The organism is Agrococcus terreus (assembly GCF_014645235.1).
GTDB classification, from domain to species: domain Bacteria; phylum Actinomycetota; class Actinomycetes; order Actinomycetales; family Microbacteriaceae; genus Agrococcus; species Agrococcus terreus.
In genome coordinates this window covers 1,737,757-1,758,912 of record NZ_BMLM01000001.1, presented here as the reverse complement: position 1 = coordinate 1,758,912, position 21,156 = coordinate 1,737,757, and the positions used below count along the sequence as shown (strand labels likewise).

The window sequence follows — 21,156 nt, the reverse complement described above, 5'->3', positions numbered from 1 at the left end:
CGCGCAGCCCCCCCGACCCGGGCCGCCCGGGCCGACCCGAGAGGACCCCATGCCCTACGACGTCGCCGCCGTCCGAGCCGCCTTCCCCTCCCTGTCCTCGGGCATCGCCCACTTCGACGGGCCCGGCGGCACGCAGACCCCAGCGGTCGTCGGCGAAGCCATCGCGCGCACCCTCACGGGACCGCTGTCGAACCGCGGCACGGGCGCCCGCAGCGAGCGCAACGCCGACGACGCCGTCGCCGCCTACCGCGCCGCGGTCGCCGACCTGGTCGGCGGCGAGCCGGGCGGGGTCGTGCACGGCCGCTCGGCGACGCAGCTGACGTACGACCTCTCGCGCGCCCTCGCGAAGGGATGGAGGCCCGGCGACGAGGTGGTCGTGAGCGAGCTCGACCACGACGCCAACGTGCGCCCGTGGATCCAGGCGGCGGAGGCCGTGGGGGCGACGGTGCGATGGCTGCGGCTCGACCCGGCGACCGCCGACCTCGACCTCGCCGACCTCGAGGCGGTCGTCACCGAGCGCACGCGCCTCGTCGCCGTCGCCGGCGCCTCCAACCTGCTCGGGACGATCCCCGAGGTCTCGCGGATCGCGGCGCGCGCCCACGCGGTCGGCGCGCTCGTGCACGTCGACGCGGTGCACCTCGCCGCGCACGAGGCCGTCGACGTGCGGGCGCTCGGCGCCGACCTGCTCGTGCTCTCGCCGTACAAGCTGTTCGGGCCGCACTGCGCGGCGCTCGTCGCCGACCCGGCGCTGCTCGAGACGATCCGGCCCGACAAGCTGCTGCCCTCCACCGACCGGGTGCCCGAGCGGTTCGAGCTCGGCACGCTGCCGTACGAGCTGCTCGCGGGCGTCACCGCCTCCGTCGACTTCCTCGCCGCGATCGCCGACGGCGAGGTCGCCCCCGACGCCTCGCGCCGCGAGCGCATCGTCGCGGCGCACGCGCTCGTGCACGAGCACGAGCTGCGCCTCCGCAGCCGGATCGAGGCCGGCCTCGCCGAGCTCGGCGATCGGCTGACCCTGCACTCGGTCGCCGCGCGGCGCACGCCCACGCTGTTCCTCACGCCGCACCGCGTGGCCGCCGACGACGCGTACCGGGCGCTCCTCGAGCGCGACCTGCTCGTGCCGGCGGGCTCGTTCTACGCCCACGTGCCGTTCCGCGCGCTCGCGACCGGCGCCGACGGGGGCCTGCGCATCGGCATCGCCGCCTACACCGACGACGCCGAGGTCGACCGGCTCCTCGACGGGCTCGCGGCCGTCCTCTGACGCGCGTCAGCCGCCGAGCAGGGCGGCGGTCGCGATCAGCACACCGCCTCCGTCATCGCCGACGCCCGGGCAGCGGCTCGACCGGGATGCCGGAGGCGCGGAAGGCAGCCGCGGACCGCCGCGTGGGCGCGACGAGCACGGTCGAGGCGGCCGCCGCGGCCGTCGACGCGTCGTCGAAGGAGTCGGTCCAGAACCGCCGCCGCTCGACATCGATGCCCGCGTCGCGGAGCGCGGCGAGCTTCCCCGGCCCGCGGATGTGCCGGTCGAAGACGGGGCCGGCGGGCGTCCACCGGAGGGTCGAGGCGAGCAGGAGGTCGTGCTCGACGCCCGCCGCGGCGAGGAAGGCGACCGCCACCCGCTCCTCGGAGCCGGTGGCGACGACGACGTGGGCGCCGGATGCACGCAGCTCGCCCGCGACGGCGAGCATCGAGGCGCGCGCGGCCGTGCGCCCGAGCCGCGTGCCCACCCGGAGCGCGAGCGCGTCGTACTCGTCCTCGCGCATCCCCCGCAGGATCGCCGCGGCGACCTCGCGCGAGGCCGCGGCGTGGCGCGGCAGGTCCTGGCCGGCGCGCACCCACCGCACGAGCTCGCGGCTGCTGCGGAGGCCGCGCACGGGCGCCTGCCTCGCCGCCTCGACGAGCAGCGTCGCGAACGTGTCGCGGGTCGACAGCACGCCGTCGAGGTCGAGCACGGCATCCGTCATGGATCGAGCCTCCCAGGCGCCGCGCCGATCGACGGCATCGACGCTCAGGCCGATCGACGCCCAGGCCGATCGACGCTCGGGCCGATCGACGCCGATCGACGCTCAGGCGCGCGAGGCGTGGAGAGCTGGCCTGGCCGCGTAGCCCTGCCGCTGCGGCGCGCGCACGGTCGCCGCGCCCGCTCGCGCCGTCGCGGCGCCCGCTCGTGCAGGCGCGGCCGTCGGCGCGCACGGCGGCGGCTTCTGCGGCACGAGCGGCCTGGCCGGCTCGCGCCCGCCGCCCGAGGTGGAGCGGCCCGAGGCGCGCTCGAAGAGGGCGAGCACGCCGTCGTGCGCGTGGTCGACGCTCGACCAGTAGCCGATGAGCCGGCGCTGCGAGCGGTCGTCCTCGGGGGTGACCGCCCGGTAGTACGGCTCGCGGGTGGGCCCGAGCAGCACGAGCCGCACGACCGCCACCGGTCGCCCGTCGAGCGGGTGCAGCACATCCCACTCGGCGGGCCGGATCGTCATGCGCCCCACGGTAGGAGCGGCCGCTGACGCCGGGGTCGCGGGCCGCGTCCAGGGCGCTCCGAGCGCGCGCCGATCGGGGTCGCGTTGGATGCTGTGCGGCCGCGGTCGCGGCGGGAGCGGGCGGAGGACCGGATGGGCGAGCCACGGGAGCAGTACGACGTCGCGGTGATCGGCGCGGGGCCGGCGGGCACGGCCGCGGCGCTGCGGGCGCGCGAGCTCGGCGCCTCGGTGGTCGTGCTCGAGGCGCGGCACCTCGGCGGCACGTGCGTCAACAGCGGCTGCGTGCCCACGCGCGTGCTCGCGAAGGCGGCGAGGCTCGTGCGCGACGCGCGGACGGCCCACGAGCACGGCGTCGACGTCTCGGGCGTGGGCGTCGACTGGCCGGTGGTCGTCGAGCGCGTGCACGGCCGCGTCGACGAGGTGCGCGCCGCGAAGCGCGAGGTCGCCCGGTTCGCCGAGGCCGGCATCGACCTCGTCGAGGAGGGGCGGGCGCGCTTCGAGGAGCCGCACGTGCTCGTGCTCGAGAGCGGCCGCCGCATCCGCGCCGCGACGATCATGCTCGCGGTCGGCGGCCGCGCCCGGCGCCTGCCCGTGCCGGGCGCCGAGCTCGCGACGATGCCCGATGAGGTGCTGCACCTGCCCGCGCTGCCGCGCCGCGTCGCGATCATCGGCGGCGGCAACACCGGCGCGCAGCTCACGACGGTGCTGAGCGCGTTCGGCTCGGCCGTGACGCTCCTCGACGTCGCGCCGCGCATCCTCATGCCCTCCGACGCGTCGATCGCCGAGGAGGTGACCGCGGCCTTCCGGCGCGCGGGCGCGACCGTCTCGACCGGCATCGCGGGCGTCGACGGGCTCTCGCGCGCCGCCGACGGCGCGATCGAGCTCGCCTGGCGCGATGCCGGCGGCGAGCGGCGGGAGGCCTTCGACGCGGTGATCATGGCGACCGGGTGGCCGCCCGACCTGGAGGGGCTCGGGCTCGACCGCGCCGGCATCGAGCCGGAGCGCGGGGCGATCCCCGTCGACGAGCACCTCCGCAGCGCCGCGCCGCACGTCTACGCGATCGGCGACGCGAACGGGCGCGACATGCTCGTGCAAGCCGCGCAGTCCGAGGGCGAGGCCGCCGCCGAGCACGCGGTCGCGGGCGTCGGGCGCCGCACGGGGCACCTGCTCCTCCCCGCGGGCGGGTTCACGGACCCCGACTACGCGGGCGTCGGCATGACGGAGGCGGAGGCGCGCGAGCGCGATCCCGGATGCGTCGTCGCGACCGTGCGCTACGACGCGCTCGACCGAGCCGTGATCGACGACCGCACCACCGGCTTCCTCAAGCTCGTCGTCGACCGTCGGCGGTCGATCGTGCTCGGCGCGCACGCGGTGGGGGAGAACGCGATCGAGGTGGTCTCGTCGGTGACGACCGCGATGGCGGCCGGGGTCGACGTCGCGACGCTCGCGGGCGTGCGCTTCGCGTACCCGACGTACACGGCGATCGTCGGGCTCGTCGCCCGGGCGGCGCTCGCCGAGCCGCCGCGGCCCGCCGAGCTGGGCTAGGAGCGCTCGCCGAGGAGTGCCAGCACGGCGTCGGCGTCGGCGAGCTGCCGCTCGATGCGGTCGCGGCGCTCCGCGGCCTCGGCGCGGAACCAGGCGGCACGCTCCGGCGCCATCGCCGCGAGCGGGTCGGCGGGGGAGTCGTCGAGCGCGCGGGCGAGCTCGGCCATCTCCTCGAGCGTGAACCGCAGCGGCTTCATGCGCATGAGCAGGCGCACGCGCGCCTCGTCGGCGTCGGTGTAGAGGCGGAAGCCGCCGTCGGTCCGGCCCGACGGCGGCACGAGGCCCACCTCGTCCCAGTGGCGGAGGCTGCGCAGCGACATGCCGGTGCGCTCGGCGAGCTCGCCGATGTGCATCGTCATCGACGCCTGCGCGGGGTCCTCGGGCATCTCGCCTCCATCATTACTCTCACGTGAGGGTAGGGTTGCTCGTCGTGGCGTCGCATCCGACGCCCCCACCATCCTCCCCGATCCGGCGCGCATCGCGCCGCGGGAGGCTGCGCGACGAGGCGCGCCCGTCGTCCGCCGCGCATCCGCGCCGTCCCCAGGAGCACCATGTCCGCCGCCCCCGCACCGGCCCCCGCATCCGCGCCCGCGCGCGACGAGGCCGCCGTCCGCACCGTCCTCCGCACGCCGCGCCTGCTCGCGCGCGAGTCGCTCGCGGGCCTCGTCGTGGCGCTCGCGCTCATCCCGGAGGCGATCTCGTTCTCGATCATCGCGGGCGTCGACCCGCGGGTCGGGCTCTTCTCGTCGTTCGTGATGGCGGTGTCGATCGCCTTCCTCGGCGGGCGCCCCGCGATGATCTCCGCCGCCACCGGCGCCGTCGCGCTCGTCATCGCGCCGATCATGCGCGACCACGGCTACGACCACCTCATCGCGACCGTGCTGCTGGCGGGCCTCCTGCAGGTGGTGCTCGCGCTCCTCGGCGTCGCCAGGCTCATGCGCTTCATCCCGCGCAGCGTCATGGTCGGCTTCGTCAACGCGCTCGCGATCCTGATCTTCACGGCGCAGGTGCCGCACCTGCTCGGCGTCCCGTGGCTCGTCTACCCGCTCGTCGCCGTCGGCATCCTCATCATGGTGGTCATGCCGCGGCTGACGAGGGCGGTGCCGGCCCCGCTCGTCGCGATCGTGCTCCTCACGGGCGCCGTGCTCGCGCTCGGCCTCGACGGCATCCCGGACGTCGGCGACGAGGGCGAGCTGCCGCGCAGCCTGCCGGAGCTCTTCCTCCCGAGCGTGCCGCTCACGCTCGAGACGCTCGCGATCATCGGGCCGACGGCGCTCGCCATGGCGCTCGTCGGGCTGCTCGAGTCGCTCATGACGGCGAAGCTCGTCGACGACATCACCGACACGGGGTCGTCGAAGACGCGCGAGTCGTGGGGCCAGGGCGTCGCGAACGTGCTCTCGGGCCTCTTCGGCGGCATGGGCGGCTGCGCGATGATCGGACAGACGATGATCAACGTGAAGGCCTCGGGTGCCCGCTCGCGCGTCTCGACCTTCCTCGCCGGCGCGCTCCTGCTGGTGCTCGTCGTGGTGCTCGGCGACGTCGTCGCGATCATCCCGATGGCCGCGCTCGTCGCGGTCATGATCATGGTCTCGGTCGCGACCTTCGACTGGCACAGCGTCGCCCCGTCGACGCTGCGGCGGATGCCCGTGAGCGAGACCGTCGTGATGGTCGTCACCGTCACGGTCGTCGTCGCGACGCACAACCTCGCGATCGGGGTGATCGTGGGCGTGCTCACCGCGATGGTCGCCTTCGCGCGTCGCGTGGCGCGCTTCGCGAGCGTCACGCGCGAGCTCGGCGAGGAGGACGGCGCGCCGGTCGCGCGCTACGCCGTCGAGGGCGAGCTCTTCTTCGCCTCGTCGAACGACCTCACGACGCAGTTCGCGTACGCCGACGACCCCGCGCGCGTCGTCATCGACCTCGGCCGCTCCCACATCTGGGACGCCTCCACCGTCGCCGCGCTCGACGCGATCGAGACGAAGTACGCGCGCCTCGGCACCGCCGTCGAGCTGCGCGGCCTCAACGTCGCGAGCGCCGGGATGCGCGAGCGGCTCGCCGGCAGGCTGGGCGCCGAGGGCTGACCCGGCCGGCCGGCGCCGGCGCCCGCTCGGCCTCAGTCGCCGATCCGCGCCTGCGGCGCGTCGGGCACGCCGTCGAGGTTCTCGTCGCGGCTCCGCGCCCGCCGGGCGTCCCACCGCAGCAGCGGTGCGGCGAGCAGCGCCGCGACGCCCGAGCCGAGGAGCACCGCGAGCTTCGCGGCATCGGTGCGCGCCGCGTCGTCGAACGAGAGCTCGGCGATGAGCAGCGACACCGTGAAGCCGATCCCAGTGAGGAGCGCGACCGGCAGCAGGTCGCGGATCCCGATCCCGTCGGGCAGGCGCAGCGGCGTGAGGCGGGTGACGAGCGCCGTCACGCCCAGGACGCCGAGCAGCTTGCCGAGCACGAGGCCTGCGGCGACCGCGAGCAGCACCGGCTGCGCCGCGAGCTCGCCGAAGCCGCCGCCGTCGACGACCGAGACGCCCGCAGAGCAGAAGGCGAACACCGGCAGTGCGATCGCGGTCGACCAGGGCCGGACGGCGGCCTCGTGCCGGTGGGTGCGCGGCTCCTGCTCGCCGTGCACCGGCCGCGCGGACACGACCGCGCCGAGCAGGACGCCGGCGATCGTCGCGTGCACGCCCGACTCGTGCATGAGCCACCACGCGACGAGCGCGACCGGGATGAGCAGCCACCAGGCGGCGAAGCGCGAGCGCACGAGGAGGGCGAAGGCCGTCACCGCGACGAGGGCGCCCACGAGCGCGAACAGCTGCACGCCCGCCGTGTAGAAGAGCGCGATCACGACGATCGCCAGCAGGTCGTCGACCACGGCGAGCGTGAGCAGGAAGGTGCGGAGGCCCACGGGAAGGCCGCGGCCGAAGATCGCGAGCACGGCGAGCGCGAAGGCGATGTCCGTGGCGGCGGGGATCGCCCAGCCGGTGAGCGCGTCGGCGTCGTCGCCGGCGAGGACGATGCCGACGAAGACGGCTGCCGGCAGCGCCATCCCGCCGATCGCGGCGAGCACCGGCACGGCCGCACGGCGAGGATCGCGGAGGCTGCCCGCGACGATCTCGTGCTTGAGCTCGACGCCGACGACGTAGAAGAACACCGCGAGGAGGCCGTCGGCCGCCCAGGCGGCGACGCTCAGGTCGAGGTGCAGCGCGGCCGGGCCGACCTCGAGCGCCATGAGCGACGCGTACGACTCCTGCCAGGGCGAGTTCGCCCAGATGAGCGCGGCGGCCGCGGCGGCGAGCAGCAGGGCGCCGCTCGTGGTCTCGAGCCGGAGCAGCTGGGCGATGCGCGCGCGGCGCGCGCCGGTGGGGGTGCGGGTGGGCTCCACGGGTCTCCTCTCGGCACCCGCCGAGCCGAGTCGCTCAGCGGGACGCCGACCAGGCTTCCCGGCACACCGCATCCAGGCTATCGCGCCGCGACGGCGTGCGCTGGAAGGCCCAGCCTCGCTCAGGCGCCGGTCGCCGCGGGGTCCAGCCAGGAGACGACGGCGATCGTGTCGGGGAACGCGGTCACGCTCCACTCGCCTGCGGGCAGGTGCACGAGGTCGAAGGCGGTCGCCTCCGCCTGCGCCACGCTGCTGGCCACCTCGACCGCGCCGCGCAGCACGAGCAGCGTCGCCTCGGCGGCGCCGCCCTCGAAGCTGCGCGACTGGCCCGCGGCGAGCGCGATCACCGTCTGCTGCAGCTGCCGGTGCTCGCCGCGGACGTGCGTCATCGCGGGTGCCTCGGCGCCCTCCTCCAGGAGCGAGCGCCCGATGGCGCCCAGGCTCTCGACCATCGTGTCGACGTGCGCGACCATGGTTCCTCCATCGGCCGTGCATCGCGGGAGGCGTCGGCCGTGCACGCGTCCCCGGGGCGGCCCCTCCCCGGGCCCCGGCCTCCGAGTCTGCGCCCATCCGCAGGCAACGGCATCAGGGATGTCCCTGAGGTGCGGCCGCGCTACTCCTCGATCGCGCCGCCGACGGCGCGCAGGTGCTCGCGGAAGCCGATGCCGCGCTCCCGCCGCGCGACGAGGTAGTCGCCGAACCGCACCTGGTCGCGCAGCCGCTCGCCGGCCCGCATCCGGGCGGCCTGCGAGCGCTCCGCGTCGCGGATCGCGGCGGCCGCGACCGCCACCTCCTGCGCGCGACCGAGGGGCACGAGGATCGCGCCGTCGTCGTCGGCGAGCACGAGGTCGTCGAGGGTCGCCGCGTGCTCGCCGAGCCGAGCCCGCGCGAGCGCGTCGGCCGCCTGCGGCTCGACCGAGGCCGGGCCGGTGGGGGAGGCACCGAGGCTGAGCACGGGCAGGCCGATCTCGCGCAGCTCCGGCGTGTCGCGATGGAGGCCCCAGATGACGATCCCCGCGATGCCCGCCGCGGCCGCCTCGAGCGCGACGAGGTCGCCGACGCACGCGCGGTCGGTGCGGCCGCCGTCGTCGACGACGAGCACGTCGCCCGCCTCGGCGCCCTCGAGCGCTTCGAGGAACACGTCGACGCTGCCCGCGTGCTGGGCGGGCAGCGCGCGGCCGACGGCGCGCGAGCCGGGCACGACCGGGCGGGTGCCCGCGGGCGCGCAGCGCACGGCGATGCCGAGCCGCATGCACGCGTCGGCGACGTGCGGGGTCGAGAGGTCGGCGAAGGCGGCGAGCGGATCGGTCACGGCGGCTCCTGGGGGTCGGCGGCGGGGTCGGCGGCGGGGATGGGCGAGGGAGGTCGCAGGCGGGCCCCTGCCCCGATCATGCTGGCCGCCGCGCGCCACCGGCGCCATGCCCGCCGCTAGCGTGGGCGGCGGAGAGGGAGGTCCGATGCCCCAGCTGCCCGACCCGATCGCCGCGCTCGGCCCGGTGCTCGTCGCGCCGATGGCCGGCGGCCCGAGCACCCCGGCGCTCGTCGTCGCCGCCGCCCGCGCGGGCGCCTTCGCGCAGCTCGCGGGCGGCTACCTGACGGCCGATGCCCTCCGCGCGCAGATCGACGAGGTGCGCGCCGCCGGCGTGGAGGCGTTCGGCGTGAACCTGTTCGTGCCGAACCCGCATCCGATCGCCGTCGCCGACTACGCCGCGTACGCCGATCGGATCCGCGCGGAGGCCGGCGACGACCTGCCCCCGCTGCGGGAGGACGACGACGCGTGGGGTGCGAAGCTCGCGCTCGTCATCGAGGCGCGCGTGCCCGTCGTCTCGTGGACCTTCGGCCTCCCGGATGCGGCCTCGCTCGCGGCGCTCGCGGACGCGGGGATCGCCGTGCTGCAGACCGTCACGTCGGTCGCGGAGGCGCGGGCCGCGGAGGCGGCGGGCGTCGACGCCCTCGTCGTGCAGGGCTGGGGCGCCGGCGGGCACTCGGGCGTGTGGGCGCAGGGTGCACTGCCCGAGGAGCGGCCGCTCGCCGAGCTCGTCGCGGCGGTGCGCGCCGCCTCCTCGCTGCCGATCGTCGCCGCCGGCGGCGTGGTGCGCCGCGAGCAGGTGCGGGCGCTGCTCGCGGCGGGCGCCGACGCCGTCGCCGTGGGCACCGCGGTGCTGCGCGCCCGCGAGGCCGGCACCGGCGCCACGCATCGCGCCGCCCTCGCCGACCCGGCCTTCGAGCGCACCGCGCTCACCCGCGCTTTCACGGGTCGGCCCGCGCGGGCGCTCGTCAACGCGTTCCTCGAGCGCCACGACGCCCACGCGCCCGCCGGCTACCCCGCCATCCACCACCTCACGCGGCCGATGCGCGCCGCGGCCGCCGCGGCGGGCGAGGCGTCGCGCCTGCACCTGTGGGCGGGCGAGGGGTGGCGCGAGGCGCGCGAGGCGCCGATCGCCGAGATCCTCGCCGACCTCGCGCCGTAGCCGCGGGTGACACCGTGCTGGCGCCCGCCGCTCAGCGCGGGGTCGGCACGAGCGCGACGTCGCGCAGCGCGCCGGCGTCGGCGACCGCGGTCATGACCGTGCCGACCGGCTGGCGGCGGCGGTCGGTGGGGGAGCCGGGGTTGAGCAGGCGCAGGCCCTGCGGCGTGGTCGAGTCCCACGGGATGTGGGAGTGGCCGAAGACGAGCACGTCGGCCGGATCGTCCGACGCGGGGCCGAAGCGCGCGTCGCAGCGCGCCTCCCGGCCCGCCTTCGCGCCGGTCTCGTGGATCGCCGCGATGCGCACGCCGTCGACCTCGATGCGCGCGACCTCGCCGAGCCGCGCCCAGAGCTCCGCCCCGTCGTTGTTGCCCGCGACGCCGACGAGCCGTGCCGCGCGCGCCTCGAGCTCGTCGAGCAGCGCCGGCTCGACCCAGTCGCCCGCGTGGACGACGACGTCGGCCTCGTCGACCATCCGCCACACCTGCGCCTGCAGCGCCTTCGCGCGCACGGGCAGGTGGGTGTCGCTGAGCAGCAGCAGGCGCGTGGGCATGCGGCCATCCTCGCGCAGGCGGATGGGTGCGGACCCATCGGCGATCCCTAGCCGCGAGGGCTTCCGCGAGGCACGCGAGCGATATATCGTCGAGCATCGCCGACAGTCGGCGAGCGAGGGAGGCATCGAGATGCACGGCACCCAGGACGACTTCGGCCAGGGCTTCGGCGCCGGCGCCGGACAGGGCTTCGGCCCGGGCTTCGGCAGGGGCTTCGGCGGCCCCGGCGCGCACATGTGGGACGCGATGGACCACCTGCGCACCGCCTTCGAGCGCGGCGGCCCCTTCGAGCGCCGCGGCGGCTCGCGCATGGGGCGCGGCGACGTGCGCGCCGCCGTGCTCGCGCTGCTCGCTGAGCGGCCCATGCACGGCTACCAGATCATCCAGGAGATCGAGGAGCGCAGCGGCGGCGCGTGGAAGCCGAGCCCCGGCTCGGTGTACCCGACGCTCCAGCTGCTCGCCGACGAGGGCCTCATCACGGCATCGGAGGCCGACGGCCGCAAGACCTACGCGCTCAGCGAGGGCGGGCGCGCGGAGGCCGACGCGGCCGCCGACCGCCACGCGCCGTGGCTCGGCCAGGCGGAGGGCGAGCGCCCGCCGTCGCGGCTGCCGGCGCTCCCGAAGGCGGGCCTGGAGCTCGCCCAGGCCGCCGCGCAGGTGGGCCGCACGGGCAGCCCGGCGCAGGTGCAGGAGGCGGTCGAGGTGCTCGAAGCGGCGCGCCGTAGGCTCTACGCGATCCTCGCGCAGGACTGACCCGGTGCCGCCGGCGCCCGCGCGGGGGCGGGGAGGCGCGATGGCCGAGGACGCCGCGGCAGCGGGGGCGCCCGCGGGCGATCCGGCGCGTCGCAGCCCCGCCCTGCGCGCCCGCTACCGACGCATCCTGCGCTTCGCCGCCCGCCACCTCGTCGTGCTCTGGTGGTTCGAGCTCGCGCTGCCCCGGGTGGGCCTCGCGAGCCTCGGCGCGCGTGGCCGCACCGCGCGGCTGACGCGACTCGCGCGCGGCTTCCACGCGCTCGCCGTCGAGCTCGGCGGCCTCATGATCAAGGTGGGCCAGTTCCTGTCGTCGCGGCTCGACGTGCTGCCGCCGGAGATCACGAAGGAGCTCGAGGGCCTGCAGGACGAGGTCCCCGCCGTGCCCTTCGGCGAGCTGCGCGCCCTCGCCGAGGCGGAGCTCGGGATGCCGCTCGAGCGCGCGTACGCCTGGATCGAGGAGACCCCCATCGCCGCCGCGTCGCTCGGGCAGGCGCACCGCGCGCTGCTCCATGAGCGGGATGCGGCCGAGACGGGGATCGCGCAGGCCGTCGTGAAGGTGCAGCGCCCGGGCATCGGCGACGTCGTCGACGTCGACCTCGCGGCGCTCCGCCGCGTCGGCGGCTGGCTCCGGCGCGTGCGCCTCGTCGCCGACCGCGTCGACGTGCCCGCGCTCGTCGAGGAGTTCGCCGGCACGAGCCTCGAGGAGATCGACTACCTGCACGAGGCGGCGAGCGCCGAGCGCTTCGCCGCCGACTTCGCCGGCGACGCCCGGGTCGAGTCGCCCGAGGTGGTCTGGGAGCGCACCACCCGGCGCGTGCTGACGCTCGCCGACGTCGCCGCGATCAAGATCACCGACGTCGCCGCGCTCCGCGCCGCCGGCATCGACCCGGCGGAGGTCGCGCACGCGTTCGCCGCCGTCATGTTCGACCAGCTCTTCGTGCACGGCCGTTTCCACGCCGATCCGCATCCCGGCAACCTCTTCGTGACGCCCTCCGACTCGGAGGCGGTCGCGGCGGGCGCCCCGCCGTGGCGCCTCACGTTCATCGACTTCGGGATGATGGGCGAGGTGCCGGCGGGCACGCGCGCGGGCCTGCGGTCGCTGCTCATCGCCGCGGCCGCGCGCGACGGCGCGGGGCTCGTCGCCGCGATGCGCGAGCTCGGCGGCCTGCTGCCGACCGCCGACACGAACGAGCTCGAGCGCGCGATGACGCTCGCGTTCGCGCGCTTCGGCGGCATGGGCTTCGCCGAGCTGCGAGAGGTCGACCCGCGCCAGTTCCGGCAGTTCGCGGCCGAGTTCGGCGACCTCATGCGCACGATGCCGTTCCAGCTGCCGGAGGACCTGCTGCTCGTCATCCGCGCGATGGGCCTCACCTCGGGCGTGTGCAGCGCGCTCGACCCGGCGTTCAACCTGTGGGATGCGGTGGAGCCCTACGCGGGGCGGCTGCTGCGCGACGAGCGCGGCGGCATCGCGCGCGCCGCGATCGACGAGGTCGTCGAGACCGCGTCGGTGCTCGCCCGGCTGCCGCGGCGCATCGACCGCGCGCTCGCGCGGCTCGAGGACGGCCGCATCGCGACCCGCAGCCCGGAGGTCGAGCGACGGCTCGGCCGCGTCGAGCGGATGCTCGGCAGGGTGGTCTCGGCGGTGCTGTTCGTGGGGCTGCTCGTGGGTGGCGCCGTGCTGCGGGAGCCGGATCCGGTGCTCGGCGGGTGGCTCATGGCGGCGTCGGCGCTGCCGGGCCTCCACGCGATGCTGGGCGGGCTGCTCGACCGGCGGGGCTGACGGTCGCGAGTGCGTCGAGCGCGGCGCGCGCCCAGGCTGCGCGCCGCCGCCGCTCCTACGATCGGGGGACATCCGGGTGCATCCGGCGCCCGGGGCGGAGGGGGCGGCATGCGCGGTGCGGACGACGATCGGGCGCGGTTCGTGGTGGTCGGCCACGCGGGACGCGACCTCGTGCTCGAGGTCGGAGGCCTCCCGGAGGCGGGCGGCAGCACGGAGGTGCGCCGCCGCATCGAGCGGCTCGGCGGCAAGGGCGCGTCGATCGCGGTCGGGCTGCGACAGCTCGCGCCGGAGGCCGAGGTCGTGCTCGTCGCCGCGCTCGGCGACGACGACGCGGGGGCGCGCGCGGTCGAGGAGGCCCGAGCGCTCGGCGTCGGCACGGCCCGGCTCGCGCGGCGCGGCACGACGGCGCTGCTCGTCGACGTCGTCGACGACGGCGAGCGGCGCCTGCTGGAGGACGTGACGGATGCCTCGCTCGTGACCGTGGCCGACGTCGAGGTGGCGGCCGGCGACATCCGCGCCGCCGACCTGCTCGTGCTGCAGCTGCAGCAGCCGGTCGGCGCCCTCCTCGCCGCGGCCCGCATCGCCGCCGACGCCGGCGTGCCGGTGCTGCTCGACGGCGCCGTCGAGGGGGATGCGCGCGACGCGCTCGTCGGGATGGCGGCCGCGGTGCGCGCCGATGCTGCCGAGGCCGAGCTGCTCCTCGGCCGTCCGATCGAGTCGCGCCTGGATGCGGAGGCGGCGGCCGCCTCGCTCCTCGAGCGGGGGCCGCGGCTCGTCGCGCTCGCGGCCGAGGACGGCGACGTCGTGGCGTGGCACGGCGGCGCGCGCTGGTTCCCGCACGGCGACGCGCCCGTGGTCGACCCCACCGGCGCGGGCGACGCCTTCGTCGCGGGCATCGCCGTCGGGCTCGTCCGCGGCGACGCGCTCGAGGAGGTCGGCGGGCTCGGCGCGGCCGCCGCGACCGCCGCGGTGCAGCGGCTCGGCGGGCACCCCGAGCTCGCGGGCGTCGAGCCGGAGCGCGGCGAGCGCGCCGCGCGGCCGCAGGGCGGCGAGCGGTGAGCGTCGCCTACGACTGCGAGCCCTGGAGCATCGGCGTCGCGAGCTGCGGCATCGCCGACCTCGAGCCCGAGCGGCTCGCGCACCGCGAGTCGGTGCTCGCGCTCTCGAACGGCAACCTCGGCTGGCGCGGCGTGCTCGACGAGGGCGAGCCGCACGGCGTCGCCGGCGCCTTCCTGAACGGCGTGTTCGAGGAGCATCCGATGCCCTACGCCGAGGAGGGGTACGGCTACCCGGAGCACGGCCAGGCGGTCGTGCGCGTGGCCGACGGGCAGGTCGTGCGGCTGCTCGTGGACGACGAGCCGCTCGACGTGCGCACCGGTGCGCTCGAGCGGCACGAGCAGCGGCTCGAGCTGCGCGACGGGCTCGTGCGCCGTGCGGTCGACTGGACCTCGCCCGCGGGCCGGGTCGTGCGGGTGCGCAGCGAGCGGCTCGTCTCGTTCGAGCACCGCGGCGTCGCCGCGATCCGCTACGCGGTCGAGGCGGTCGACGGGCCCGTCACGATCACGCTGCAGTCCGAGCTCGTCGCCGACGAGCCCGTGCCCGACCAGCATCCGGACCCCCGCGTGCGCGACATCCTCGCGCATCCCTTCGAGCCGCTGACCGCGCACGCGCTGGGCGCCGCGGCCACGCTGGTGCACCGCACGCGGCGCAGCCGCATCGGCGTCGCCGTCGCGATGGACCACCGGGTCACGGCCCCCGCCGGCGTGGAGCCGAGCATCCGCACCGAGGCCGAGGCCGACGTGGCGCGCACGACCGTCGTCGTGCGGCTCGCGGCGGGAGAGCGGGTCGAGCTCGAGAAGCTCGTCGGGCACGCCTGGTCGCCCGACCTCGAGGCGCACGCCCTGCGCGACCGGGCGGAGGCGCAGCTCGCGGCCGCGCGCGAGGACGGCTGGGAGGCGCTCGTGCGGGCGCAGCGCGCGCGGCTCGACGCGTTCTGGGCGTGCGCCGACGTCGAGGTGGAGGGCGAGCCGCGGCTGCAGCAGGCGGTGCGGTTCGCGCTCTTCCAGCTCTTCCAGGCGAGCGCGCGGCTCGACGCGCGCTCGGTGCCCGGCAAGGGGCTCACGGGGGCCGGCTACGCGGGCCACGTGTTCTGGGACTTCGAGGCCTTCGTGCTGCCCGTGCTCACCGCGACGGCGCCGGACGCCGCCGAGCAGGCGCTGCGGTGGCGGCACGCGACCCTCGACCGGGCGCGGGAGCGTGCCCGGACGCTGCGCCTCGCCGGCGCGAGCTTCGCGTGGCGCACGATCGACGGCCGCGAGAGCTCCGGCTACTGGCCGGCGAGCACGGCGGCCTTCCACGTCAACGCGGCTGTCGCGCTCGGCGCCGCGCAGCACGTGCGCGCGACGGGCGACGAGCGGTTCGAGCGCGAGGTGGGCCTGGAGATCCTCGTCGAGACGGCGCGGCTGTGGGCGACGCTCGTGCGGCGCGACGCCGAGGGGCGCTGCCACATCGACGGCGTGACGGGACCGGACGAGTACTCGGCGATCGTCGACGACAACGCGTACACGAACCTCGTCGCGCGCGGGAACCTGCTCGCGGCCGCCGAGGCCGCGGGACGGCATCCGGACCGCGCCCGGGACCTCGGCGCCAGCGACGGCGAGATCGGCGGCTGGGTCGTGATCGCCCGTGCGCTCGTCGTGCCGTTCAGCGAGCGGCACGGCGTGCACGAGCACTCGGCCGGCTCGACCGAGCGCGAGCGCTGGGACTTCGCCGCCTCCCGCGACCGCTACCCGCTCCACGACCACCACCCCTACGTCGAGCTGTACCGCAGGGAGGTCGGCAAGCAGGCCGACCTCGTGCTCGCGCTGCACGTCGCGCACGAGGCGTTCTCGCCCGAGGAGGCGGCGGCCGCGTTCCGCTGGTCGGAGGCGATCACCGTGCGCGACTCCTCGCTCTCCGCCGCGCCGCAGGCGGTCGTCGCGGCGGCGGTGGGGCACCTCGACCTCGCGGCCGACTACCTCGCGGAGGCGGCGACGCTCGACCTCGACGACCTCCATCGCAACACCGACGAGGGGCTGCACCTCGCCTCGCTCGCCGGCATCTGGACGGCGCTCGTCGCGGGCTTCGGCGGCATGCGCGACGGCACGGCCGGGCTCTCGTTCTCGCCGCGCCTGCCGGAGCAGCTCACCCGTCTGCGGTTCGGCATCCGGGTGCGGGGGCAGGAGCTGCGCGTGGACGTGCGGCCCGAGCGCACCGAGTACCGCCTCGCGGACGGCCCGCCGATCGCGCTCCGGCACTTCGGCGAGCGCGTCGAGCTCGAGGCAGGCGCGCCGCGGTCCATGCCGACGCCGCCGCTGCCGGATCCGGGGCCGCGGCCGCAGCAGCCGGCGGGCCGGGCGCCGAAGCCGTTCCGCGAGGCGTTCGCGGGGTAGCCGCCCGGCGCCCGGCGCCTGCGCGCGCGGGCGCAGAGCGCGTTCCGGACCCTCGTCGACGGTGCCGCGAGCCCCACGGCGGAGGTCGCCCTCAGCGCACGACGGCGAGGCGCACGCCGAAGCCCGCGATGGCCGTGCCGGCCACGCCGTCGACCCAGCGCGCGACGAGCGGCCGCTGCAGCCAGCCGCGCACGCTGCGGGCGAGGAGCACGAGCGTGCCGAGCCAGAGGCCGCCGAGCAGCGCGTGCGTGCCCGCGAGGGCGAGGCCCCAGGGGAGGTGCGGCGCGCCGACCGGGATGAGCTGCGGCAGGAGGGCGACGGAGAAGGCGCCGACCTTGGGGTTGAGGAGGTTCGTGACGAGGCCGCGGCGGAGGCCGGCGAGCAGACCCGGGCGGCGGGCGCCCTCCGTCGGCGCGTCGTGCGCTCGGCCGCGCATCGCGCCCCACAGGAGCCGTGCTCCGATCCACACCAGGTAGGCGGCGCCGGCGTAGCGCACGACGTCGTAGGCGAGCTGCGAGCGGCGAGCACGGCGCTCACGCCGAGCGCGGCGAGCGCGCCCCATGTGAGCACGCCCAGCTGCACGCCGAGCACGACGCCCCAGGCATGGGCGCGGTCGCGCGTCGCGCCGGCGCGCAGCACGATCGCGGTGTCGACGCCGGGCGTGATGGTGAGCAGGGCCACGACGAGGGCGAAGGATGCGAGGGCATCGAGGTCGGGGAGCATGCGCGCCTCCGAGTGGTCGGATCCGCGGGTCCTGCGGCAGCCTGCGGGTTGCCGGGCGCTGGGATCGGGTCGGCCGGGTCCGGCGGCCCCAGGCTGCTGCGGGGGCTGGCACGGAGCGCGATCGGGCTGCGATCCGGACGTCAACGGGCCGCGTCGGCATGTCAGTGGCACCGCATAGGTTCGAGGCATCCGAAGGGGGATGCGAGTGGTCGAGACGGCGGTGCGGGAGGCGGCGGGAGCCGCGATGCCGCAGGATGCCGCGGCCCGCATCCGGTCGGTCGCCGAGGGCATCCGAGCGGAGGTCTCGGAGGGTCTCGACGCGTTCTCGGCGCTGCCCGATGCCGAGCGCTGGGCCGTGGTCGCCGCGATCGGCGAGCTCACCCGCGCTGCCGACGCCGCCGCGGTCGGCGTCGCCGGCCTGCTCGCCAGCACGCCGCCGCGCACGGCGGGCACCTCGCTGCCGCGCTCGATCGGCTACCGGTCGACGGCGGAGGCGCTGCGGCACGAGCTCGGCGTCACCGCCCGCCACGCGCGCGACCTCGAGGCCGTCGCCGCCGCGACGCGGCCCGCGGTCGCGCTCTCGGGAGCGGAGGTGCCCGCGCGGTTCCCGGTGGTCGGCGCGGCGCTCGCCGGCGCGCTCGTCTCGCTCGCCCAGGCGCGCACGATCGTCGCGGTGCTCGAGCAGGGCGACGACCGCATCGCGCCCGACGCGCGCGCAGTCGCTGAGCGGCACCTCGTCGACGCCGCGACGGGCATCGGTCCCGACGGCAGCGACCTCGACGATGCACCGGCGCAGGACGCGGGGCCCACTCCGCCCGAAGAGCTCGGCGTGCAGGCACGCGCCTGGCTCGCGGCCCTCGACCCCGACGGGCTCGAGCCGCGCGACGACGCACAGCGCGCCGAGCGGTCGTTCCGGCTCGGCCGGCGCGCCGACGGCATGGCGATCGGCCGGCTGGTGTGCACGCCCGAGCAGGGCGCCGCGCTCCAGGCCGTGCTCGACGCCCATACGGCGCCGCGCACGCCCTCGTTCGCCGACGCTCAGGACGACGCCGAGGAGGCCGACGACCGCACCCGCCCACAGGCGCAGTGCGACGCGCTGCTCGGCATCGTCGAGGCGCACGCGCGCTCCGGCGATGCGCCCCGCATCGGCGGCGCCGCGCCCACGCTCGTCGTCACGGTGCCCGCCGAGCAGCTCGAGCGCGCCGCCGCAGGCGACCCGGCCGCGTGGGCGCGCATCGAGGGCACGGGCGACGTCGTGCCCGCGGCCCTCGCCGCGCGCATCCTCTGCGACGGGCACGTGCCGGCCGCCGCGATCGATCCCGACGGCCACGTGCTCGAGCTCGGTCGGGCGTCGCGCCTCTTCACCGCCGCCCAGCGCCGCGCGATCGCGCTCCGCGACGGCGGCTGCCGCGGGCCCGGCTGCTCAGCGCCGCCCGGCTGGTGCGAGGCGCACCACGTGCAGTCGTGGCAGACCGGCGGCGCCACCGACGTCGACAACGGCCTGCTCCTGTGCTCCCGCTGCCACCACGACGTGCATCGCGGCCGGCTGCGTGTGAGTCGGCAGGCGACGGAGCGAGGAACCGGACGGGGGAGGGGCTGGCGCTGGCGGGTGCATCGATCGCTCGCGCTGCCACCGCGACGGCATCTGCAGCGCGAGCGAGCCGCGGCATAGCGCTCAGCGGCATAACGCGCAGCGGCACAGCGCGCCCGGCTGGCGCACCCGCGGACCTCTGCGACCGCGGCGCCGGCGGCACGGGGCTGCAGCCCTCGCTTCAGCCCTCGACGTCGACCGTCACGCGCATGAGCTGGATCTCGATGATCGCCTGCCCCGGGCTCGCCTCGGGCGGCACCTCGACCTCCACCACCTGCAGGCCCGCGTCGCTCGTCCAGGCGTCGTCGACGTGCAGCGCGGAGTCGCCCTGGATCCAGCGGATCGGCACGGGGAAGTCCGGGCGGCCGGGCAGCGGCGTGCCGTTCTGCACCATGTCGTCGCAGTCGGCCTCGAAGTGCACGAGCTCCACCACGACGACGTCGCCCGGCTCGACGCGTGCATCCTGCCCCTCCGCGAGCGCGGCGGTCGGGGCGGCGCACGCCCCGCCCGAGCCGACCTCCGGCTCCGCCTCGGCCGTGACGGCTCCGCAGGCGGCGAGCAGGAGCGTGCCGCACGCGACGACGACCGCACGCATCGCCACCGCGCGGGAGCGGCGGAGCGAGGCGGTGGGCATGCCACGAGGATGCGCCCCTCCGCCGGGGATCCGCCGAGAGCCCCGCCGCTGCCGTGTGACGAAGCGTGACCGGTCGCCTGGGCCACCGTCGAACCGCGCGGATAGCGTGCGAGTGCCCCCGCAAGCCTCCGGAAGGTCCACCATGCCCCGCATCGACGTCTCGCACGCCGGCAGCCTGCCGCGCACGCCCGAGCTCCTCGCCGCCAACGCCGCCCGCCGCGTCGCCGACGACGGCCTCACGCTCGAGCGCACGCCGGAGTTCGAGGGCCTGCTCACCGCCGCGGTCGCCGACCTCGTCGAGCGCCAGCAGCGCCTCGGCATCACGATCGTCGGCGACGGCGAGTACGGCAAGGCGATGTCGAGCGCCCTCGACTACGGCGCGTGGTGGAGCTACGTCTTCCAGCGCGTCGAGGGCCTCGAGGTCACCGGCGAGGACATCTTCACGCAGGAGCCCGTGCGGTCAGAGCCCGGCAACGTGCGCCTCACGTCGTTCCCCGACCGCCGCGACTGGCAGCGCTTCGCCGACGCGTACCTCGACCCCGAGCACCCGCTCCTCGAGTCGACGCCCGCCACCGCGTTCCCCGCCACCACCGGCGCCCTCCGCTACATCGGGCAGGAGGCGATCGCCGCCGACGTGCGCAACCTCCGCGCGGGCCTCGACGCCTCGGGCGCCGAGCAGGGCTTCCTCACGGCGCTGTCGCCCGGCTCCGCCTCGCGCATCGCGAACCGCCACTACGCGAGCGAAGAGGAGCACATCTGGGCCTGGGCCGACGTGCTCCGCGAGGAGTACCGCGCCATCGTCGACGCCGGCCTCGTCGTGCAGATCGACGACCCCTCGCTCGCCGAGAACTGGGACCAGATCAACCCCGAGCCGAGTATCGAGGACTACCTCGCGTTCACGCGCATCCGCGTCGAGGCGCTCAACCACGCCATCCGCGGCCTGCCGAAGGAGCAGGTGCGCCTGCACCTGTGCTGGGGCTCGTGGCACGGCCCGCACACGACCGACATCGGGCTGCGCGAGATCGCGCCGCTCGTGCTCGAGGTCGAGGCCGGCAGCTTCTCGTTCGAGGCCGCGAACGCGCGCCACGAGCACGAGTGGCGCGTCTGGGAGGACATCGCCCTGCCCGAGGGCGCGCGCATCGCCCCGGGCGTGATCGGTCACGCGACGAACGTCGTCGAGCACCCCGAGCTCGTCGCCGACCGCATCGAGCGCTTCGCCCGCATCGTCGGCCCCGAGCGCGTCATCGCCTCGACCGACTGCGGCCTCGGCGGCCGCATCCACCCCTCGATCGCGGTGGCGAAGCTCGAGGCGCTCGGCGAGGGCGCACGCTTGGCGGAGCAGCGGCTGGGCGCTGCGACGCTCGTCTGAGCTCCTTCGCTGGTCGAGGAGGCCGCGGCGGAGCCGCGGCCGTCTCGAGACCACCGCGACCGCTCGACGGGCTGTGGTCTCGAGACGCGTGCGGCTGCGCCGCACGCTCCTCGACCAGCGGGGGGAGGCGGCGTCGGAGGAGCTAGTCGCTCGAAGCGTCGCCGTGCGCGCCGTCGAGCACGAACGTCACCTCCAGCGTCACCTGCCACGAGGTGATCGCCCCGTCGGCGATGTTCACGACCTGATCCTTCACCCACGCGCCCTCGACGCCGCGCAGCGTCTCGTTGACGCGCTGCACGCCCTGCCGGATCGCGTCCTCGAAGCTCTGCTCCGAGCGCGATGTGATGGTGGTGACCCTGGCCACGGATGCCATGCGGACCTCCTCGTCCTGTGCCCGAGGGCACACGGCGGGGGATCTCCCCGCACGCACACAGCGAAGCGCGGATCCGTCCCCTGCGGTAGGGGCGGATCCG

19 protein-coding genes and 1 pseudogene are annotated in these 21,156 nt (G+C 76.6%); 10 read left to right on the top strand and 10 right to left on the bottom strand.

Translation table 11 applies throughout. The features are described from left to right. Positions 1 to 49 precede the first annotated feature (49 nt). Positions 50 to 1,261 carry a cysteine desulfurase-like protein gene (locus IEW90_RS08530; protein WP_188717723.1) on the top strand — a complete coding sequence of 404 codons (1,212 nt, stop codon included), beginning with the start codon at positions 50 to 52 and terminating at the stop codon, positions 1,259 to 1,261. Positions 1,262 to 1,313: 52 nt separating this feature from the next. Here IEW90_RS08530 and IEW90_RS08525 read toward each other — a convergent pair whose 3' ends face one another. Together IEW90_RS08525 and IEW90_RS08520 are read right to left on the bottom strand one after the other, a co-directional pair. Next, positions 1,314 to 1,964: an HAD family hydrolase gene (locus IEW90_RS08525; protein ID WP_188717722.1), complete on the bottom strand. Its 651-nt coding sequence runs from the start codon at positions 1,962 to 1,964 to the stop codon at positions 1,314 to 1,316. A gap of 102 nt (positions 1,965 to 2,066) precedes the next feature. Then, positions 2,067 to 2,471, bottom strand: a complete 405-nt coding sequence (locus IEW90_RS08520) for a hypothetical protein (protein WP_188717721.1) — start codon at positions 2,469 to 2,471, stop codon at positions 2,067 to 2,069. A gap of 132 nt (positions 2,472 to 2,603) precedes the next feature. Here IEW90_RS08520 and IEW90_RS08515 point away from each other — a divergent pair, with 132 nt between their 5' ends. Beyond that, positions 2,604 to 4,016: a dihydrolipoyl dehydrogenase family protein gene (locus IEW90_RS08515; RefSeq protein WP_188717720.1), complete on the top strand. Its 1,413-nt coding sequence runs from the start codon at positions 2,604 to 2,606 to the stop codon at positions 4,014 to 4,016. Here IEW90_RS08515 and IEW90_RS08510 read toward each other — a convergent pair. Then, positions 4,013 to 4,402, bottom strand: coding sequence for a helix-turn-helix domain-containing protein (locus tag IEW90_RS08510; RefSeq protein WP_229679561.1), 390 nt, complete (start codon positions 4,400 to 4,402; stop codon positions 4,013 to 4,015). The genes IEW90_RS08515 and IEW90_RS08510 overlap by 4 nt on opposite strands. Before the next feature lie 165 nt (positions 4,403 to 4,567). On the opposite strand from IEW90_RS08510, the gene IEW90_RS08505 reads away from it, so the two are divergent. Then, positions 4,568 to 6,094 (top strand): SulP family inorganic anion transporter, encoded by a 1,527-nt coding sequence (locus tag IEW90_RS08505; protein WP_188717719.1) that lies wholly within the window; start codon positions 4,568 to 4,570, stop codon positions 6,092 to 6,094. 32 nt (positions 6,095 to 6,126) lie between these two features. Here the strand turns inward: IEW90_RS08505 and nhaA are convergent, their stop codons facing one another. The 3 genes from nhaA to IEW90_RS08490 form a co-directional block, all read right to left on the bottom strand. Further along, on the bottom strand, positions 6,127 to 7,386 hold the full coding sequence (nhaA, locus tag IEW90_RS08500; RefSeq protein WP_229679560.1) for a Na+/H+ antiporter NhaA: 1,260 nt from the start codon (positions 7,384 to 7,386) through the stop codon (positions 6,127 to 6,129). 119 nt (positions 7,387 to 7,505) lie between these two features. Beyond that, positions 7,506 to 7,856 carry a cupin domain-containing protein gene (locus tag IEW90_RS08495; protein ID WP_188717717.1) on the bottom strand — a complete coding sequence of 117 codons (351 nt, stop codon included), beginning with the start codon at positions 7,854 to 7,856 and terminating at the stop codon, positions 7,506 to 7,508. Between the two features lie 140 nt (positions 7,857 to 7,996). Then, positions 7,997 to 8,695 carry an RraA family protein gene (locus IEW90_RS08490; RefSeq protein ID WP_229679559.1) on the bottom strand — a complete coding sequence of 233 codons (699 nt, stop codon included), beginning with the start codon at positions 8,693 to 8,695 and terminating at the stop codon, positions 7,997 to 7,999. A 145-nt stretch (positions 8,696 to 8,840) separates the two neighbouring features. On the opposite strand from IEW90_RS08490, the gene IEW90_RS08485 reads away from it, so the two are divergent. After that, the gene (locus IEW90_RS08485) at positions 8,841 to 9,854 is read left to right on the top strand and encodes a nitronate monooxygenase (RefSeq protein ID WP_188717715.1); all 1,014 of its coding nucleotides are present in this window, start codon (positions 8,841 to 8,843) and stop codon (positions 9,852 to 9,854) included. 31 nt (positions 9,855 to 9,885) lie between these two features. Here the strand turns inward: IEW90_RS08485 and IEW90_RS08480 are convergent, their stop codons facing one another. Continuing rightward, complete coding sequence (locus IEW90_RS08480; RefSeq protein ID WP_188717714.1) at positions 9,886 to 10,404, bottom strand: metallophosphoesterase family protein; 519 nt, start codon at positions 10,402 to 10,404, stop codon at positions 9,886 to 9,888. Positions 10,405 to 10,534: 130 nt separating this feature from the next. Here IEW90_RS08480 and IEW90_RS08475 point away from each other — a divergent pair, with 130 nt between their 5' ends. The 4 genes from IEW90_RS08475 (at position 10,535) to IEW90_RS08460 (ending at position 16,366) form a co-directional block, all read left to right on the top strand. Next, positions 10,535 to 11,155 carry a PadR family transcriptional regulator gene (locus IEW90_RS08475; protein WP_188717713.1) on the top strand — a complete coding sequence of 207 codons (621 nt, stop codon included), beginning with the start codon at positions 10,535 to 10,537 and terminating at the stop codon, positions 11,153 to 11,155. A gap of 40 nt (positions 11,156 to 11,195) precedes the next feature. Next, positions 11,196 to 12,935, top strand: a complete 1,740-nt coding sequence (locus IEW90_RS08470) for an ABC1 kinase family protein (RefSeq protein WP_188717712.1) — start codon at positions 11,196 to 11,198, stop codon at positions 12,933 to 12,935. A gap of 108 nt (positions 12,936 to 13,043) precedes the next feature. Next, positions 13,044 to 13,994 carry a PfkB family carbohydrate kinase gene (locus tag IEW90_RS08465; RefSeq protein ID WP_188717711.1) on the top strand — a complete coding sequence of 317 codons (951 nt, stop codon included), beginning with the start codon at positions 13,044 to 13,046 and terminating at the stop codon, positions 13,992 to 13,994. Further along, positions 13,991 to 16,366, top strand: coding sequence for a glycoside hydrolase family 65 protein (locus IEW90_RS08460; protein WP_188717710.1), 2,376 nt, complete (start codon positions 13,991 to 13,993; stop codon positions 16,364 to 16,366). Before IEW90_RS08465 ends, IEW90_RS08460 begins: the two co-directional genes overlap by 4 nt. 91 nt (positions 16,367 to 16,457) lie before the next feature. On the opposite strand, the pseudogene IEW90_RS08455 reads toward IEW90_RS08460, so the two are convergent. Continuing rightward, positions 16,458 to 17,089: pseudogene (locus IEW90_RS08455) on the bottom strand (LysE family translocator). A 199-nt stretch (positions 17,090 to 17,288) separates the two neighbouring features. Between IEW90_RS08455 and IEW90_RS08450 the strand changes: the two are divergent. Next, on the top strand, positions 17,289 to 18,761 hold the full coding sequence (locus IEW90_RS08450) for an HNH endonuclease signature motif containing protein (protein ID WP_188717709.1): 1,473 nt from the start codon (positions 17,289 to 17,291) through the stop codon (positions 18,759 to 18,761). Between the two features lie 100 nt (positions 18,762 to 18,861). On the opposite strand, the gene IEW90_RS08445 is transcribed toward IEW90_RS08450, so the two are convergent. Beyond that, positions 18,862 to 19,314 (bottom strand): hypothetical protein, encoded by a 453-nt coding sequence (locus IEW90_RS08445; RefSeq protein ID WP_188717708.1) that lies wholly within the window; start codon positions 19,312 to 19,314, stop codon positions 18,862 to 18,864. A gap of 142 nt (positions 19,315 to 19,456) precedes the next feature. Between IEW90_RS08445 and IEW90_RS08440 the strand changes: the two genes are divergently transcribed. After that, on the top strand, positions 19,457 to 20,683 hold the full coding sequence (locus tag IEW90_RS08440; protein WP_188717707.1) for a cobalamin-independent methionine synthase II family protein: 1,227 nt from the start codon (positions 19,457 to 19,459) through the stop codon (positions 20,681 to 20,683). A 142-nt stretch (positions 20,684 to 20,825) separates the two neighbouring features. On the opposite strand, the gene IEW90_RS08435 is transcribed toward IEW90_RS08440, so the two are convergent. Continuing rightward, on the bottom strand, positions 20,826 to 21,056 hold the full coding sequence (locus IEW90_RS08435; RefSeq protein ID WP_188717706.1) for a dodecin family protein: 231 nt from the start codon (positions 21,054 to 21,056) through the stop codon (positions 20,826 to 20,828). Between the last annotated feature and the right edge of the window lie 100 nt (positions 21,057 to 21,156).